Annotated in this window: 15 protein-coding genes; 5 read left to right on the plus strand and 10 right to left on the minus strand. The window is 55.7% G+C overall.

From position 1 onward, the window contains the following. The first annotated feature begins 48 nt into the window (after positions 1-48). Positions 49-558 (plus strand): zinc uptake transcriptional repressor Zur, encoded by a 510-nt coding sequence (zur, locus tag KGP26_RS25695; protein ID WP_024483981.1) that lies wholly within the window; start codon positions 49-51, stop codon positions 556-558. A gap of 115 nt (positions 559-673) precedes the next feature. Here zur and KGP26_RS25700 read toward each other — a convergent pair whose 3' ends face one another. The 4 genes from KGP26_RS25700 to KGP26_RS25715 form a co-directional block, all read right to left on the minus strand. After that, complete coding sequence (locus tag KGP26_RS25700; RefSeq protein WP_024483982.1) at positions 674-883, minus strand: CsbD family protein; 210 nt, start codon at positions 881-883, stop codon at positions 674-676. A 306-nt stretch (positions 884-1,189) separates the two neighbouring features. Continuing rightward, a complete protein-coding gene (gene dinF / locus KGP26_RS25705; RefSeq protein ID WP_179244418.1) occupies positions 1,190-2,530 on the minus strand; it encodes an MATE family efflux transporter DinF in 1,341 nt (446 codons plus the stop codon). 111 nt (positions 2,531-2,641) lie between these two features. Next, positions 2,642-3,250, minus strand: a complete 609-nt coding sequence (gene lexA, locus KGP26_RS25710) for a transcriptional repressor LexA (RefSeq protein ID WP_021180815.1) — start codon at positions 3,248-3,250, stop codon at positions 2,642-2,644. Between the two features lie 123 nt (positions 3,251-3,373). Continuing rightward, positions 3,374-3,742 carry a diacylglycerol kinase gene (locus KGP26_RS25715; RefSeq protein ID WP_021180816.1) on the minus strand — a complete coding sequence of 123 codons (369 nt, stop codon included), beginning with the start codon at positions 3,740-3,742 and terminating at the stop codon, positions 3,374-3,376. A gap of 322 nt (positions 3,743-4,064) precedes the next feature. Between KGP26_RS25715 and plsB the strand changes: the two genes are divergently transcribed. Further along, a complete protein-coding gene (gene plsB / locus KGP26_RS25720) occupies positions 4,065-6,530 on the plus strand; it encodes a glycerol-3-phosphate 1-O-acyltransferase PlsB (protein ID WP_179249249.1) in 2,466 nt (821 codons plus the stop codon). A 69-nt stretch (positions 6,531-6,599) separates the two neighbouring features. Here the strand turns inward: plsB and ubiA are convergent, their stop codons facing one another. From ubiA to KGP26_RS25750, 6 genes are all read right to left on the minus strand, one after another. Further along, a complete protein-coding gene (ubiA, locus tag KGP26_RS25725; protein ID WP_218520214.1) occupies positions 6,600-7,466 on the minus strand; it encodes a 4-hydroxybenzoate octaprenyltransferase in 867 nt (288 codons plus the stop codon). A gap of 17 nt (positions 7,467-7,483) precedes the next feature. Next, positions 7,484-8,005 (minus strand): chorismate lyase, encoded by a 522-nt coding sequence (gene ubiC, locus KGP26_RS25730; RefSeq protein WP_021180819.1) that lies wholly within the window; start codon positions 8,003-8,005, stop codon positions 7,484-7,486. Between the two features lie 301 nt (positions 8,006-8,306). Next, on the minus strand, positions 8,307-9,209 hold the full coding sequence (gene malM / locus KGP26_RS25735; protein WP_094982846.1) for a maltose operon protein MalM: 903 nt from the start codon (positions 9,207-9,209) through the stop codon (positions 8,307-8,309). A 112-nt stretch (positions 9,210-9,321) separates the two neighbouring features. Continuing rightward, positions 9,322-10,617: a maltoporin gene (locus KGP26_RS25740; protein WP_141234374.1), complete on the minus strand. Its 1,296-nt coding sequence runs from the start codon at positions 10,615-10,617 to the stop codon at positions 9,322-9,324. Between the two features lie 29 nt (positions 10,618-10,646). Next, the gene (malK, locus tag KGP26_RS25745; protein WP_059199032.1) at positions 10,647-11,762 is read right to left on the minus strand and encodes a maltose/maltodextrin ABC transporter ATP-binding protein MalK; all 1,116 of its coding nucleotides are present in this window, start codon (positions 11,760-11,762) and stop codon (positions 10,647-10,649) included. Beyond that, complete coding sequence (locus KGP26_RS25750) at positions 11,755-12,729, minus strand: alpha-amylase family glycosyl hydrolase (protein ID WP_179253862.1); 975 nt, start codon at positions 12,727-12,729, stop codon at positions 11,755-11,757. The genes malK and KGP26_RS25750 overlap by 8 nt, the downstream gene beginning before the upstream one ends. Before the next feature lie 354 nt (positions 12,730-13,083). Between KGP26_RS25750 and malE the strand changes: the two genes are divergently transcribed. The 3 genes from malE (at position 13,084) to malG (ending at position 16,851) form a co-directional block, all read left to right on the plus strand. Further along, positions 13,084-14,280 carry a maltose/maltodextrin ABC transporter substrate-binding protein MalE gene (gene malE / locus KGP26_RS25755; protein WP_021180824.1) on the plus strand — a complete coding sequence of 399 codons (1,197 nt, stop codon included), beginning with the start codon at positions 13,084-13,086 and terminating at the stop codon, positions 14,278-14,280. Between the two features lie 93 nt (positions 14,281-14,373). Further along, a complete protein-coding gene (malF, locus tag KGP26_RS25760; protein ID WP_223664747.1) occupies positions 14,374-15,948 on the plus strand; it encodes a maltose ABC transporter permease MalF in 1,575 nt (524 codons plus the stop codon). Positions 15,949-15,960: 12 nt separating this feature from the next. Continuing rightward, positions 15,961-16,851, plus strand: a complete 891-nt coding sequence (malG, locus tag KGP26_RS25765; RefSeq protein WP_021180826.1) for a maltose ABC transporter permease MalG — start codon at positions 15,961-15,963, stop codon at positions 16,849-16,851. Positions 16,852-16,854 lie beyond the last annotated feature (3 nt).

Raw genomic sequence — 16,854 nt, forward strand, 5'->3', positions numbered from 1 at the left:
CGTTGAAACATGATAAAATCGGCTTCTTTGCATAGCCGGATAATTGCCATGAACTCAACCAACCAGGAAAAGCTGCTCGCGCAGGCTGAACAACTCTGTCAGCAACGCAACGTGCGACTGACCCCGCAACGGCTGGAAGTGTTACGCCTGATGGCTGAGCAACCCGGCGCCATCAGCGCTTACGATTTGCTGGATTTACTGCGTGTGGCAGAGCCGCAGGCCAAACCACCTACGGTCTATCGTGCACTGGATTTCTTGCTGGAACAGGGATTTATCCACCGCGTTGAATCGGCAAACAGCTATGTGCTGTGCCACCACTTCGAACAGCCAATGCATACCTCCGCCCTGTTTATCTGCGATCGCTGCGGACAGGTCACGGAGCGTACTACCGAAGGGGTGGAAGAAACCTTGCAGAAACTGGCTCAAGAATCAGGGTTTGTGCTGCGCCACAGCGTAGTGGAAGCCCACGGTCTGTGTTCTGCCTGTGTGGTGGTAGAAAATTGTGAAAACCAACACGATTGCGATCATGACCACAGCATTGTGGTGAAGAAAAAATAAGCGGATTGGGTTGCAGGAGGGAGCGGGTACATCCTTGTTCCCGTGGCCGTGGCAGGGGGGAAATCTGCCAGGCCGGATGGTGTCGTAGCGCCGCAATACTCAGCGGCTCATCGCGCTACCAACGATACTTGCTGTGTTCTTCCCAGGCTTTGACTTCTTTTTCGGCTGCCTCTTTCTGGTAGCCATAGCGTTCCTGGATTTTACCGACCAGCTGTTCGCGTTTCCCTTCGATCACGGTGATATCGTCATCGGTCAGCTTGCCCCATTTTTCCTTCACTTTACCTTTAAACTGCTTCCAGTTACCGTCGGCTTGATCTTTGTTCATAATCTCTCCGTTACTCTTGGTTGTCAGTTTTAGATAAATCTGGCTGGACTTAACTGAGTCAAATTTAAGGTTATCTAATGCGTCCGTTGCCAATTAAGCGCGGGCTTAATTCGCCAGCCACGTGATTAACTATAGTCACCCATCACGAAAAGCACCCGAAAAGCAGCATAAAATAGGGTTAGGAAAAGTCTCAATAGCAAAAAACGCCGTTAAAACAGTAAGCAAGCGAAGCAAAACAGCCCTCAACACATGTAACCAAATGTGAATACCCATCCAGAATCATCAACTAGTCTGGCCTATGTATCGCTAGTTAGGGGATGAAAACCAGGTGCCTTGCACGCTATGACGGTGCCAAACCCAGCCCAAAGCAGCCCCGCGCAGTGCCAGGAATACCGCCAGAGCCAGCCATAAACCGTGGTTGCCCAATACCGGCAGGGTGAACAACGTCAGCCCGTAGCCCACTGCGGCTACCGCCATGCTGTTACGCATTTCTGCGCCACGGGTGGCGCCGATAAACATGCCATCCAGCAGATAGCACCAAACCCCCACCAGGGGCAGCACCACCTGCCAGGGCAGATAATGATTTGCCAGCGCACGCAACTCCGGCAGCGAGGTTAAGCCCGCCACAATCTGCTGCCCGGCGAACAGATAAATAACGGCAAAACCACAGGCAACCAGGCAAGCCTGCCGACAGGCGGCACGCCATACTTTACGGAGTTGCCGCCCGTCCCGCGCACCATAGGCGTGGCCGGAATGGGCTTCCACCGCGTAGGCAAAACCATCCAGAGCATAGGCGGTAAAGGTCAGTAGATTCATCAGCACCGCATTCACCGCCACCACCTCTCCGCCCATGCGGGCTCCCAGAATGGTCAACGAAGCGAAACACAGTTGCAGTAATAACGAACGCAGCATGATGTCGCGGTTAAGTGCCAACAGGCGGCGCATATCCCCACGCCACGCGGTTCGCAGCATTGTCAGCGAAATCCCCCGCATGCGTAGTACCCGCCATGCTAACCACAAACCCAGCAACAGCGTGGCGTACTCCGCAATCACCGTGGCAGTTGCAGCCCCCTGCACGTTCCAACCCAGCCCCATTACCAGCCAGATATCCAGCACGATGTTCAGCAGGTTACCGACAATCAACAGGATCACCGGCGCCCTCACGTATTGAACTCCCAGCAACCAACCGAGCAACACCATATTGGCCAACGCCGCCGGGGCACTCAGCCAGCGGATCTCCAAAAATAGCCTGGCCTGAACCAATACTTCCCGATCGCCCCCCACAATGTTCAGCGCCAAGGTGATCAACGGGGCTCGCAACAGCACAATCGCCAGCCCGGCCACCAGCGCCAACAATAACGGCTGCATAAATGCGCGAGCCAGCCGGTAGGGATCTTGCGCACCCAGCGCCTGCGCCGTCAGCCCGGTGGTGCTCATACGCAGGAACAACAACAACATAAACAGGAAGCTGGTGGCCATTGATCCCACCGCGACCCCGCCAAGGTAGCTAGGGCTATCGAGATGACCGATAACGGCGGTATCCACCAGGCCAAGCAAGGGGACGGTAATATTGGAGAAGATCATCGGCAACGCCAGACGCCACAGAGCTTTGTCGGTGTCACTGGTGAAGGCAGAAAGCAGGCGCATGGCGATATGTTCCCGTACAAGCATGGATTTTAGCGTAGCTTAGAAATGACATCGCCCCAGAGTTGGGGCGAGGTTTGCCGTTTTAAAGGGCTGTAATACGAGGTAAAACGGTTAGATCCAGTCGCCGTTGCGGATCACGCCCACCGCCAGGCCTTCGATGGTGAAGTTCTGCTGGCGCAGATCGACCACGATCGGTTGGAATTCGCTGTTTTCTGGCAGCAGTTCGACGACGTTACCGTGTTTCTTCAGGCGTTTGACCGTGACCTCGTCTTCAATGCGGGCGACGACGACCTGGCCGTTGCGTACGTCTTGAGTCTTATGCACTGCCAGCAGATCGCCATCCAGGATGCCGATGTCGCGCATCGACATGCCGCTAACGCGCAGCAGGAAATCGGCATTAGGCTTGAACAGTGAAGGGTCCACCTTATAGTGCCCTTCAATGTGCTGCTGAGCCAACAGAGGTTCACCGGCAGCCACACGGCCCACCAGAGGTAACCCCTCTTCATCTTCCATCAGCAAGCGGATACCGCGTGATGCACCGGAGATGATCTCGATAACGCCTTTGCGAGCCAGTGCTTTCAAGTGCTCTTCTGCAGCATTTGGTGAGCGGAACCCCAGGCGCATTGCGATCTCGGCACGCGTCGGTGGCATGCCCGTTTGCGAAATATGATCGCGAATCAGGTCGTAGACCTCTTGCTGTCTGGTAGTTAGTGCTTTCATTCCGCCCCCTGTTTGTTTATACAGTCTTGCTGTGAGTATATACAGCTAAGTCTGGATTGGGAACCGAAGAATAAATAAAAATCAGCAGGTAGCGAGCGTGATCGCAACGATACCCGCTGGTTTTCACGCCAAATGCTGCCAAAGTACCGAAGCCCAAACGAACAGCGCCAGAATGATTGCCAGCGATACCGCCGCCGAGCCCATATCTTTGGCCCGCCCGGAAAGCTCGTGATATTCCGTCCCCACGCGATCGACAACGGCCTCAATCGCACTGTTGAGGATTTCGACAATCATCACCAGCAGCACCGAGCCGATCAACAAGATGCGCGCTATCGCTCCCACATCCAGCCAAACCGCCACGATGATAGCCACCACCGTCGCCACCAGTTCCTGACGGAATGCGGCTTCGTTCTGCCAGGCAGCGGTTAAACCTTTATAGGAATAGCCTGCCGCTTTAATGATACGCGTCAGGCCAGTTGCTTGATTTGCCATAGTTAAGAACGCCTTTCTCCAAGATGGATCATGTACCCGTCGTGTTGCAGCCGCAACGTTCCAGACAGATTTGCCAGCCCAATCACATTTTTATCGCAGCGCAGTATACAGCAAGGTTGGAATACCTTAATCACCTAGCTATGTCGTACCAATGCCGCGCGCGCATGAGTGCGCTAGAGCGGCCAATTTGATATCCATCAGGTATAATTCAACTATGTACTTCCATTGCCGTGAATGGCCGTGGATTTCCCAACGCCACAGATCTGCTACCCGGTTTCTGGTATGCTTGCGGCGAATTGCTAACAAGAGGCTTCACGTTGTCATGTCAGGTTGGCGTAAAATCTATTATAAGATATTGAACTTACCACTAAAAATGTTGGTAAGAAGTAAGGTTATCCCAACAGATCCGGTCACGGAGTTAGGGTTGGATCCCTCACGACCGATTTTGTATGTTTTACCTTATAATTCCAAGGCGGATTTACTCACCTTGCGCACCCAGTGTCTGGCGCAAGATCTGCCCGATCCCCTTAACCCGTTGGAAATCGATGGCACCGTGCTGCCAAGCTACGTGTTTATCCATGATGGCCCACGCGTATTCCGCTATTACACTCCCAAAGAAGAATCGGTAAAACTGTTTCACGATTATCTGGATCTGCACCGCAGCAACCCGGATCTCGATATTCAGATGTTGCCGGTATCGGTGATGTTTGGCCGCTCCCCTGGGCGTGAAGGCCACGGCACGCCGCACCTGCGCCTGCTGAACGGCGTACAGAAGTTCTTCGCTGTACTGTGGCTGGGGCGTGACAGCTTTGTCCGTTTCTCCAACACCGTGTCCCTACGCCGGATGGCGACAGAGCACGGCACCGATAAGACCATCGCGCAAAAACTGGCCCGTGTCGCACGTATGCACTTTGCACGCCAGCGCCTGGCCGCCGTTGGGCCAAGCCTGCCAGCCCGTCAGGATCTGTTCAACAAGCTGCTGGCCTCCAAGGCGATTGAAAAAGCGATCGAAGATGAAGCGCGCAGCAAAAAGATCTCCCACGAAAAGGCCCAGCAGAACGCGATTGCGCTGATGGAAGAGATTGCCGCCGATTTCTCCTATGAAACGGTGCGCCTGTCCGACCGCGTGTTGAGCTGGACCTGGAACCGGCTGTATCAGGGTATCAACGTCACCAACGCCGAGCGTGTGCGTCAGCTGGCGCAGGATGGCCACGAGATCGTCTATGTGCCGTGTCACCGTAGCCATATGGACTATCTGCTGCTGTCCTATGTGCTCTACCATCAGGGGCTGGTGCCACCGCATATCGCAGCAGGTATTAACCTGAACTTCTGGCCCGCCGGGCCGATCTTCCGTCGCCTGGGCGCATTCTTTATTCGCCGCACCTTCAAGGGCAACAAACTCTATTCAACCGTATTTCGTGAATACCTCGGTGAGCTGTTCACTCGAGGTTACTCGGTAGAATACTTTGTTGAAGGCGGGCGCTCCCGTACCGGCCGCCTGCTGGAACCGAAAACCGGCACCCTGTCGATGACCATTCAGGCCATGCTGCGTGGCGGTACACGTCCGATCACCCTGGTGCCGATTTATATCGGTTACGAGCACGTGATGGAAGTAGGTACTTACGCCAAAGAGCTGCGTGGCGCGACCAAAGAGAAAGAGAGCCTGCTGCAAATGGTGCGTGGCTTGCGCAAGCTACGCAACCTCGGCCAGGGCTACGTAAACTTTGGTGAACCGCTGCCGTTGACTACGTACCTGAACCACAACGTCCCGCATTGGCGTGAGTCTATCGACCCGATCGAAGCACAGCGCCCAAGCTGGCTGACGCCTGCGGTCAACGATCTGGCGGCTCAGATCATGGTGCGTATCAACAACGCTGCCGCCGCCAACGCCATGAACCTGTGTTCCACCGCGCTGTTGGCCTCACGCCAACGTTCGCTGACCCGTGAGCAGTTGCTTGAGCAGTTGGAATGCTACTTACAGTTAATGCGTAACGTGCCGTATGCACCGGACGCCACCGTACCAGCGCAAACGCCAGACCAGTTGCTGGATCACGCTTTAAACATGAACAAGTTTGAAGTGGAGAAGGACAACATCGGCGACATCATCATTCTGCCGCGCGAGCAGGCGGTGCTGATGACATACTATCGCAACAATATCCATCATATGTTGGTACTGCCTTCGTTGATCGCCTCTATCGTGATGCATCACCGCCGCGTGTCGCGCGTTGAGCTGTTGCGTCAGGTCAGCCTGATCTATCCGATGCTGAAGGCCGAGCTGTTCCTGCGTTACGACAAAGAACAGCTAGCCGACGTGCTGCAACCGCTGATCGAAGAGTTGATACGCCAGCAGCTGATTTGTAGCAAAGGCGATGAGCTGGTGCTGAACCCTGCGCGCATCCGTCCGTTGCAGCTGTTGGCCGCCGGGGTGCGTGAAACCCTGCAACGCTATGCCATCACCATGTCGATCCTCAGCGCCAACCCAAGTATCAACCGGGGTGCCCTGGAGAAAGAGAGCCGCATTATGGCCCAGCGTTTGTCGGTGCTGCACGGCATCAACGCGCCGGAATTCTTCGATAAGGCGGTGTTCTCCACCTTGGTGGCGACGCTGCGTGAAGAAGGCTTTATCAATGATATTGGCGATGCGATCCGCGAGCACACCATGGAGGTTTACACCATGTTGAGCGATCTGATCACCCCGGAAATCAAGCTGACCATCGAAAGCGTCAGCATGCCGGAAGAAACCAATACCCCAGCGCTGACAGCTGAAGTCGTAAAAGAAGACGAGTAACTTACAAGCCAGTTACCACGAAAAAGGCATCCGATAATGGATGCCTTTTTACTTTTTGCGTTGGGCAAATCATACGTAGCTAAGCGCAATACCGATGAACAACACCAAGCCGACGTAGTTGTTATTCAGGAAGGCACGGAAGCAGGCATCGCGATCGCGGCCAGCCACCTGCTTTTGCTGATGGATAAACAACGCCCCGGCCAGCAACAGCGACCAGTAAAACGCGCCCCCCAGTTGCATCAGATAACCTACCCACAACATCAGCAACAGCGTAGCAAACTGCAACACCCCGACGATCAGCTTGTCATGGCGGCCAAACAGCACCGCGGTGGATTTTATCCCAATCTTCACATCGTCATCACGATCGACCATGGCATACAGGGTATCGTAAGCCACCGTCCAGCAGATATTGGCCAGAAACAGCAACCAGCAGCTCAGTGGCAGCGACTCGCTGACAGCGGCATAGGCCATCGGGATCGACCAGCCAAACGCCGCCCCCAGCACCACCTGAGGCAGATTGGTCACCCGCTTCATAAACGGGTAAACCCAGGCCAGCGCCAGAGCCGCCAGCGACAGCCAGATGGTCATGGCGTTCAACGTCAGCACCAACGCAAAGGAAACCAGCACCAGCGAGACAAACAGGATCTTGGCCTCTTTTTCGCTGACGCGGCCGCTCGGCATTGGGCGGCCTGCGGTGCGTTTCACATGCCCATCGAAAGCGCGATCGGCATAGTCATTCACCACGCAACCCGCAGCACGCATCAGGAAAACGCCAAGCACAAATACCAGCAATACCGACGGCGAAGGAATTCCCCCCCCTGCCAACCACAATGCCCACAGGGTGGGCCACAGCAACAATAGCGTGCCAATCGGCTTATCGATGCGCATCAGATGGCAATAGGCCTGCCATTTGCTTTGAATCACGCTCCCTTCCAAAGTTCTTTCTCCCCTAATTATGCCGGAGTGCCCTTTTCCACCGCATACAGTGGAGAGGCCGGTAGAAACAGTTCCGTCAGTAACAATGGTTTTCCCGCCAGACGGAGGCGAGAACGCCGCGCCCACAGATCCTTCTGCTGGCCAACATGGATATAATCACGAGTCAGGCTTTCACTGCTGAACAGATAACGGCCCAGTGGCAACGTCCCCAGATCGACCAGTGCCAGATCCGGCCCGGTCAGTGTTTCCTGTGGGATCACCGTACGCCCCAGCAGCCAAGGCTCGCCGTCACCCAGTAAAACGATTTCACGCAGCCAATAACGCTCGCTGTGTGGCAGATGAACCGCCTCTTCGGCAAGCTGGTCACGAGTGATGAAGCATTCACGCTGTGGTTCTACCTGCACACGGCCACAATGGCGCTCAAAACGGCGGGTCATGGAACCTAACTCCATCAGCCAATCGCTAACGGCGGCAGGTATTGAGGAATGTTCAGACAGCCACTCAATAGGCGGCAGGATAGGCTCCCTAATGTCAGACATTATGCTACTCCAGGCCGGAGGCTGCGTGCCGCGCCAAGCCATACAAACTGTTAACAGAAATCCATTGTAACGCAGAAACGCAAAAGCGGCAGGCAGATTCGTGACGTAACGCATCCCCCATTATCAGGGGGTAAAACGGCAGGCTGTCGTAGTGGAAGATGTCATAACGCGAGAGAGTTCGTACTGTTGGCGCCACGCTGTCCCCCTCTGCTCGGTATCAGTGGGGAAACGCGGGTGGGCAGATGAAAAAAGGTGCGCCGAAACGCACCAATCATCAAGCCAGCATCGGTAGCGTGGGGGATTACCCCTTGCCTTTCACGCTGCCAATAAACGTTTCACGAGCGGTGGTGGAACCCAGTTTTTCGGCCTCATTCATCAGTTTCAGCGCCTTATCGATATCCCCCGCCTTGACTGCCTGTTTGATGCCGTTATTGAAGTAAGCCTCGGTGTCATTGAGCATCGGCTCTGCCGGTGCGCTGGCAACCGGTGCTGGAGCCGCAACTGCCGGAGCGGTGGCACCCACCACGACCGGTGGCGTTGCCGGAGCCGATTGCAGCATGCCAATCATGATGTTGCTGGCCCCTTGTTCTGCCGTCACCTTCAGCTTCAACGTGCCGCCAGTGCTGTGGCTGGCGATCGGATCCGGGATGTCCGGTACCGCGTTACCCACCCCTTGGGCGTAGGCTTTGGCCGGGTTGGTCAGGATGGTGGTTTTAGCCAGATCCTGCTGGGTGGTGTACACCAACAGATAGATCTGTTTTTGCCCCAGCGCAGGGGTCAGTTTCAATGTGCCCTCCAACCGATCGGCAGACATCACGCCCGGTGGCTGGTAAGCGAAATAGCTGCTCGGGTAATAGGCCGCCGGGCGCATATGTTCATCCAGCACCAATACGCTTGGAGCATAGATTGAGTTTTTATTGGCCAGACTGCTCAGTTGGATTTCCAGCGATCCTCGATCGGCCGGCAGCGCAAACGCAGCAACGGCTCCTTGGATCTGGCCTTGGTTGATCTGTGGGCTGACATTATTGAGTTGGACATCCTGGGTCACCGGCGGTACCAACGGCTGCCAAGGCAAACTTTGCAGGGTAGTGGCACTGATGGCCGGTGCGACGGAAACGTTGGCCGGAGTATCGGCATAGGTCGCCAGCGGTGCGCCGACGGTCAACGCCAGAGACAGGCAGAGTGACAGTAGATTTTTTTTCATTGTTATACCCTCTCGCTTTGAGCGTGTATCCCGGCAGCGGGCAGGCAAGCGCACTACTGCCGGTTAAACGGTAAGAGGGAGGGCGTACAGGCGCCCTCCCGTCAAGCCAGTATTACCACCAGATTTCCATCTGGGCACCGAAGGTGACTTCGCTGTCTTTACCACGGCTGAAGGTATGCATGCTGGTATCGTTATAAGCCGTACCTGCGTTGTAGCCCGCACCGGAATCGTTGTTTGCGTAGCCCCACTTCTCATCCCAGTTGGCGTAGGTCGCGAAGACACGGATCGCCGGACGTGACCAGATGCTGTTACCCGCTTGCCACTGTTGTGCCAGGGTGACTTTGTATTGGCCGTTGCGATCGCCAGTACGTTGCGACTTCACGTTGTCGTAGCCAACTTCCATCAAGGTGCTCATGATTGGCGTCCATTTGTACATTGGGCGCACGCCCACGGTGTACCAGGTGGTGCCGTTGTCATTGTCGCGGTTAACGTCCTGATACATGGCAACATACATCATTGCCCAATCATCGTTGAAGTCGATGGCACCGTGATCCAGCACGCGGATCATCTTGCCGTTGTTATCAATGGAAGAACCTTGGCTGCGGCCGTTGTTCTGCGCAGTCATGGAATCGGTGGCGTACTGTACCGTGAATTTGTTGAAGCCGCCCAGGATGCTCTGGGTATGTTCCGCGGTAAACATCCAACCGTCTTTGCTTGCCCCGTCGACCAGGTGGTAACCGTCTTGCTCATTGGCACGGCCATAATCCACACCCAGTTCCAACGTACCGCCAGGATTCAGCTCAAGGCCAGCCAAACGCAGGTCGTAGGTATCGTTGACGGTTGGACGCTCGTCACGTTGATTGTCGATATAACCTAAGGAACCACCGGATTCGGTGTTACGGGTCACGGCAGCAGACAGCTTGCCGAAGCCCAGGTCGATATTTTCCAGACCGGCACCAGGACCTGAGATGTCCCAGTAGTAGAAGTCGATCATATGGACGTCATGACGTTGATAGAAGCGCTTACCGGCCCACATGTTGGCACCTGGCAACGCGTCGATCAGGTTTTTACCCTGCACGTTCACTTCACGGAAGGCCGGATTGGTCGATTCCCAATCAGACTGTTGCGACACGGAATAGGCCACGTTGGTGTCGAAGTAGAAGCTCTTGTCGCCCTCTTTCCACACTTCCTGGCCCAGTTTCAGTTCCGCATAGGTTTCACATTCGTTACCCAGACGGTACTTACTGCTGGCACCGGTGGTCTGGAAACACTGTTGCTCACCGCCGCTCCCGGTCCAACCGATACCGGAACGTGCGTAGCCGTGGAAATCCACCGCCATCGCTGATGAGGATAAGACACCGGCGGCGACAGCCAGAGTCAGAGGAAGTTTGCGCAGAGTAGTCATCATTATTCTCCTGTTATACAGACCTTGATGCTTTAAACACCCGGTTCCTGATGCAGCCGTTTACACGCCGTCCCGTCCTCGCGGAACAGGTGGCAACGGTGTGGCGGCAGGCCGATGGCGAATGTTGCACCTTCTTCTACCAGCACCACGTCGTTCTGGCGGTAAACCAGGTTTTGACGAATTGCCGGAATTTGGATATGGATTTGCGTCTCGTTGCCGAGCTGCTCCACCACCTGTACTTCACCCATCAATGTCACTTCAGACTCGGAACTCGGTAACAGATGTTCTGGGCGGATCCCCAACGACAGGTTGGCCCCAACCTCAATGCCCTCTCCCTCAACCGGCAGCCATACCAATTGGCGATTGGGCATCGGCAGTTCGATCTGTACCCGCAGTGCTTCCACACCGGTCACTTTCACCGGCAGGAAATTCATTTTTGGCGAGCCGATAAAGCCCGCGACAAAGCGGTTGGCCGGGTAGTGATAGAGTTCCAGCGGCTTACCGATCTGGGCTACACGCCCGGCGTCCAGCACCACGATTTTGTCGGCCAGCGTCATCGCTTCGACCTGATCGTGAGTGACGTAAATCATGGTGCGCTGCAGCCGCTTGTGCAGACGTGAGATCTCAATGCGCATCTGCACCCGCAGTGCGGCATCCAGGTTGGAAAGCGGTTCGTCCAGCAGGAACACATCCGGCTCAGCCACCAGCGTACGGCCAATCGCCACACGCTGACGCTGCCCACCGGACAGGGCTTTTGGGCGTCGGTCCAGCAAATGCGCTAATTGCAGCACTTCAGACACCTGATTAACCCGCTGATTGATTTCCGCTTTTTTAGCACCAGCCAACTTCAGGCCAAACGACATGTTGTCGGCCACGGACAGATGTGGGTACAGCGCGTAAGACTGGAACACCATGCCGATACCGCGCTCAGAAGGCGGTACCTCATTCATCCGTTTTTCACCGATGAACAGATCGCCAGAGGTAATATCCTCAAGCCCGGCGATCATGCGCAGCAGCGTTGATTTACCGCAGCCGGATGGCCCGACAAACACCACAAACTCGCCGTCATCGATAGTCAGATTGACGTCTTTGGAAATCACGACCTCGCCGAAGGCCTTATAAACGCTGCGCAGTGTGACGCTAGCCATGCGTAACTCCCCTGCTTTCGCAGTTAACATTTCGTGTAAAGATGGCGGAACCGAAGCCCGCCAAGACCCATTGATGACCCTCTTGCTGCGCACCGTACTGCCATGCCATAGGCTTGGTCGCCTCAGCCGGTGCGGCCGGCTGAGTATAAGGCTGTAGGTTGATCAGCGCTTCAAGGCATTGATCCTGATGGGTAATAAGTAAGCGAATAACGCCATTTTCCTGGCTGATCTGGTTCAGAACACCACATTGGATCACCGGGTGCTGACGCAGGGCTAACAGAGCCTGGCAATAACGTAAGGTTGAATGATGGTCGTGTTGCTGGCGGCTGATGGCCAGCGCACGGTGTTCTATCGCCACCTGTTGGTACCAATGGATCTCTCCTGCGGTGACCTGCTCCGGCGCTTCATGCCAAGGCATCGGGGTTTGTGCCCCCTGCGGTTCTTGCAGATCCGCCGCGTGTGGCAAGCCCAGCTCTTCGCCCTGATACAAGCAGATAGGTGCGGGCAGTAATGCCAACAGGGTCAGGAAAGCCTGTGCAGAACGCAGATCGCCTTGCCCCCAATGGCTGACCACTCGCGGCTGATCGATTTCGCCGGTGCTCCAGACTTTTTCGCCCAGTTGGTGACGATGGGTATGCAACACCTCCACCAGCTTTTCGCAGCTGAACGGCACCACTTCCAGCGCCAACGCGCTGCGGACATAGTGCTGTTCGGGAGCGGCACTGCGGCAGATACGCTGAGTGCCTTCACTGTGCCAAAGTGCCAGCCCGTGCCCGGCGACTTCCGCTCCAGCCTCTGGCGATAACGCCTGCGGCAATAACAGCCCATCCACCGCCAGTGCTTTCAGATAGGGCAGCGCCGCCATCATGCCGTGCATGTCGCCCACACCATCGCCGTTTCCATCGCGGAAACTGACCGGATGGATCCGGTACAGCGTGGGGTGAGTGGCGGTACGCACTGGTGACATAGGTCCGGGTTCCTGCAGCGTTAGGCGGTAAAAATCAATGTTGCCAATAGTGGGGTAACGGCAAGAAGGGGTAATCATCCGTAACAGGATTTTTCATGGGGGAGGAGATGGGAGGATGAGAGAACGACGATGCGCGGCGAAAGTTCCCGGCATAAGGCAAATCTGTGATCTTCCTTGCAAAAATAGCCCTGTCTTTTCGTGTCCGACACCACAGAATAGGGCGGTTTGCTAGCTGGATCACACTACTCAGGCATGGGGCGTAGACGGGGGGAGGATGAGAACACAGCGGGTTGTGACCCACTATTAGCGCGTAACCGCTCTCCTTACCGCAGTCCCCACAGAAGGATTGGATTTATGAATCGCACAATGACAACAACCGTACGCCGGCTTGCGCTTTCAGCTTTAACAACGCTGGTGCTCTCCTCCTCCGCTTTCGCCAAAATAGAAGAAGGCAAACTGGTTATCTGGATCAACGGCGATAAAGGCTATAACGGCCTGGCCGAGGTGGGTAAAAAGTTTGAGAAAGACACCGGTATCAAAGTGACCATTGAACATCCGGACAAACTGGAAGAGAAGTTCCCGCAGGTTGCCGCTACCGGTGACGGTCCGGACATCATCTTCTGGGCTCACGACCGTTTCGGGGGCTACGCGCAATCGGGCCTGTTGGCAGAAATCCACCCTTCCAAAGCCTTCCAGGAAAAAATCTATCCGTTCACCTGGGATGCGGTACGCTTTGACGGCAAGCTGATCGGTTACCCGATCGCGGTGGAAGCCCTGTCGCTGATTTATAACAAAGACCTGATCAAAGAAGCGCCAAAAACCTGGGAAGAGATCCCGGCGTTGGATAAAGAGCTGCGCGCCAAAGGCAAAAGCGCCATCATGTGGAACCTGCAAGAACCCTACTTCACCTGGCCAGTCATTGCCGCCAATGGCGGTTATGCCTTCAAGTTTGAAGATGGCAAATACAACATCAAAGACGTGGGCGTAGCCAACGCCGGTTCACAGGCTGGCCTGCAGTTCATCGTCGATCTGGTGAAGAACAAGCACATCAACGCCGATACCGATTACTCGATTGCCGAAGCCGCTTTCAACAAGGGCCAGACGGCGATGACCATCAACGGGCCTTGGGCCTGGACCAACATCGAGCAAAGCAAAATCAACTATGGCGTCACGCTGCTGCCAACCTTCCAGGGCAAGCCGTCCAAGCCGTTCGTTGGCGTGCTGACCGCGGGCATCAACGCCGCCAGCCCGAACAAAGAGCTGGCGACCGAGTTCCTGGAGAACTACCTGATCACCGATCAGGGCCTGGCTGACGTTAACAAAGACAAACCGTTGGGTGCCGTGGCGCTGAAATCGTTCCAGGAACAGTTGGCCAAAGATCCGAAGATTGCCGCCACCATGCAGAACTCGCAAAACGGCGAAATCATGCCAAACATCCCGCAGATGAGTACCTTCTGGTATGCGATGCGTAGCGCCGTGATCAACGCCATCACTGGCCGCCAGACGGTGAAAGCCGCACTGGAAGATGCTCATACCCGTATCACCAAGTAATACCCTGGCCATTGGCGGGCTGTGATGCCCGCCTTTGCCCTGCTGTGTGAGAGGCCGTTGGCCTCTCGCGGTAACACCTGAAAGGAAAGCCCTATGCAACTTGCTCACGCCGGAACACCCGCGCGAAAAAAATCGAAGTGGTGGCAAAGTGACCTACTGAAATGGCTGATTGTCGGCCTGTTCAGCCTGGTGACCTGCTATCTGATTGTGGTGATGTATGCACAGGGAGAATATCTGTTCGCCATCCTGACGCTGGTGCTGGTCAGTGCCGGGCTCTACGTGTTTGCCAACCGCCGTGCCTATGCCTGGCGCTATGTCTATCCAGGCGTCGCCGGGATGGGGCTGTTCGTCCTGTTCCCGCTGATCTGTACCATCGCTATCGCCTTTACCAACTACAGCAGCACCAACCAACTGACCTTTGAACGCGCTCAGTCGGTATTGATGCAACGCCAGTTCCAGACCGGTAAAACCTTCACCTTCGGGCTGTATCCGGCAGAAAACCAGCAGTGGCGTCTGCAGTTAACTCATCCGGACAGCGGTCAGTTACTGATTTCCGAGCCGTTCAGCCTAAACGCCACCGAGCCACAAACATTGAAATTGGCGGTAGAAAGCACGGAGCCTGCGGGTGAGCGTGCTACGCTGCGCGTGATCACCCAGAATCGCCAGACGCTGAGCCAGATTGTCGCCATCCTGCCGGAAGGTGGTGAGCTGCGCATGAGTTCCCTGCGCCAGTTCTCCGGCACCAGCCCGTTATACACGCTAGGCAAAGACGGCACGCTGACCGATAACCAGACACAGGTACAGTATCGCCCTAACCCGGATATCGGTTTCTATCAGGCCATCAATGCCGAGGGTAATTGGGCCACCGACACCCTCAGCCCGGGTTATACCGTCACCATCGGCTGGAAAAACTTCTTACGGGTGCTCAACGATGAAGGCATCCAGAAGCCGTTTATCTCCATCTTTGTCTGGACCATTATTTTCTCGGTGATGACCGTGATCCTCACCGTGGCCGTAGGCATGGTGCTGGCCTGCGTGGTGCAGTGGGAGGCGCTGAAAGGCAAAGCGGTGTATCGGGTGTTGCTGATCCTGCCTTACGCGGTGCCTTCGTTTATTTCCATTCTGATTTTCAAAGGGTTATTTAACCAGAGCTTCGGTGAAATCAACCTGATGCTCAACGCGCTGTTCGGCATTAAACCGGCCTGGTTTACCGATCCGCTCACCGCCAAAAGCATGATCCTGGTCGTCAATACCTGGCTGGGTTATCCGTACATGATGATCCTGTGCATGGGCCTGCTGAAAGCCATTCCCGACGATCTGTATGAAGCCTCGGCAATGGACGGCGCCAGCCCGATGCAGAATTTCTTCCGTATCACCCTGCCATTGCTGATCAAGCCGTTGACGCCGCTGATGATTGCCAGCTTTGCCTTCAACTTTAACAACTTCGTGCTGATCCAACTGCTGACCCGCGGCGGGCCAGACATGATCGGCACCACCACACCGGCCGGCTATACCGATCTGTTGGTGAGCTACACCTATCGCATCGCGTTTGAAGGCGGTGGGGGTCAGGACTTCGGGCTGGCGGCGGCCATTGCCACGCTGATTTTCCTGTTGGTTGGCGCACTGGCGATCCTGAACCTGAAAGCCAGCAAGATGAACTTTGACTAAGGGAGAACGACAATGGCCATGGTGCAACCCAAATCCCAGCGCGTACGCCTGTGGATCACCCATATTCTGATGCTGAGCTTTATTGCCCTGATCATGTTCCCGTTGCTGATGGTAGTGGCGATTTCGCTACGCTCCGGTAATTTTGCCACCGGCAGTCTGATCCCGGATCAGATCTCCTGGGACCACTGGCGGCTGGCGCTGGGGATGAGCGTCACCCAGGCGGATGGCAGTATCACCCCACCGCCTTTCCCAGTGCTGTTATGGCTGTGGAACTCGGTTAAGGTCGCGGCAATCACCGCCGTGGGAATAGTGACGCTCTCTACCACCTGTGCCTACGCCTTTGCCCGTATGCGTTTTCGTGGCAAAAGCACCCTGCTGAAAAGCATGCTGATCTTCCAGATGTTTCCGGCGGTGCTGTCTTTGGTCGCGCTGTACGCCCTGTTCGATCGCCTGGGGCAGTACATTCCGTTTATCGGCCTCAATACCCATGGCGGTGTGATATTCGCCTATATGGGCGGTATTGCGCTGCACGTCTGGACCATTAAAGGCTACTTCGAAACCATCGATAACTCGTTGGAAGAAGCCGCCGCCCTGGACGGAGCCACGCCTTGGCAAGCGTTCCGCCTGGTGCTGCTGCCCCTTTCAGTTCCGATCCTGGCGGTGGTGTTTATTCTGTCGTTTATCGCGGCGATCACCGAGGTGCCGGTGGCTTCACTGCTGTTACGTGACGTGAACAGCTACACGCTGGCCGTGGGTATGCAGCAATACCTCAATCCACAGAACTACCTGTGGGGTGACTTTGCCGCCGCCGCTGTGCTGTCCGCCATTCCGATCACCGCCGTATTCCTGCTGGCACAGCGCTGGTTGGTCGGTGGCCTGACGGCGGGAGGGGTGAAAGGTTAATTT

The sequence above is a fragment of the Serratia sp. JSRIV002 genome, assembly GCF_019968725.1.
Lineage (GTDB): Bacteria > Pseudomonadota > Gammaproteobacteria > Enterobacterales > Enterobacteriaceae > Chania > Chania fonticola_B.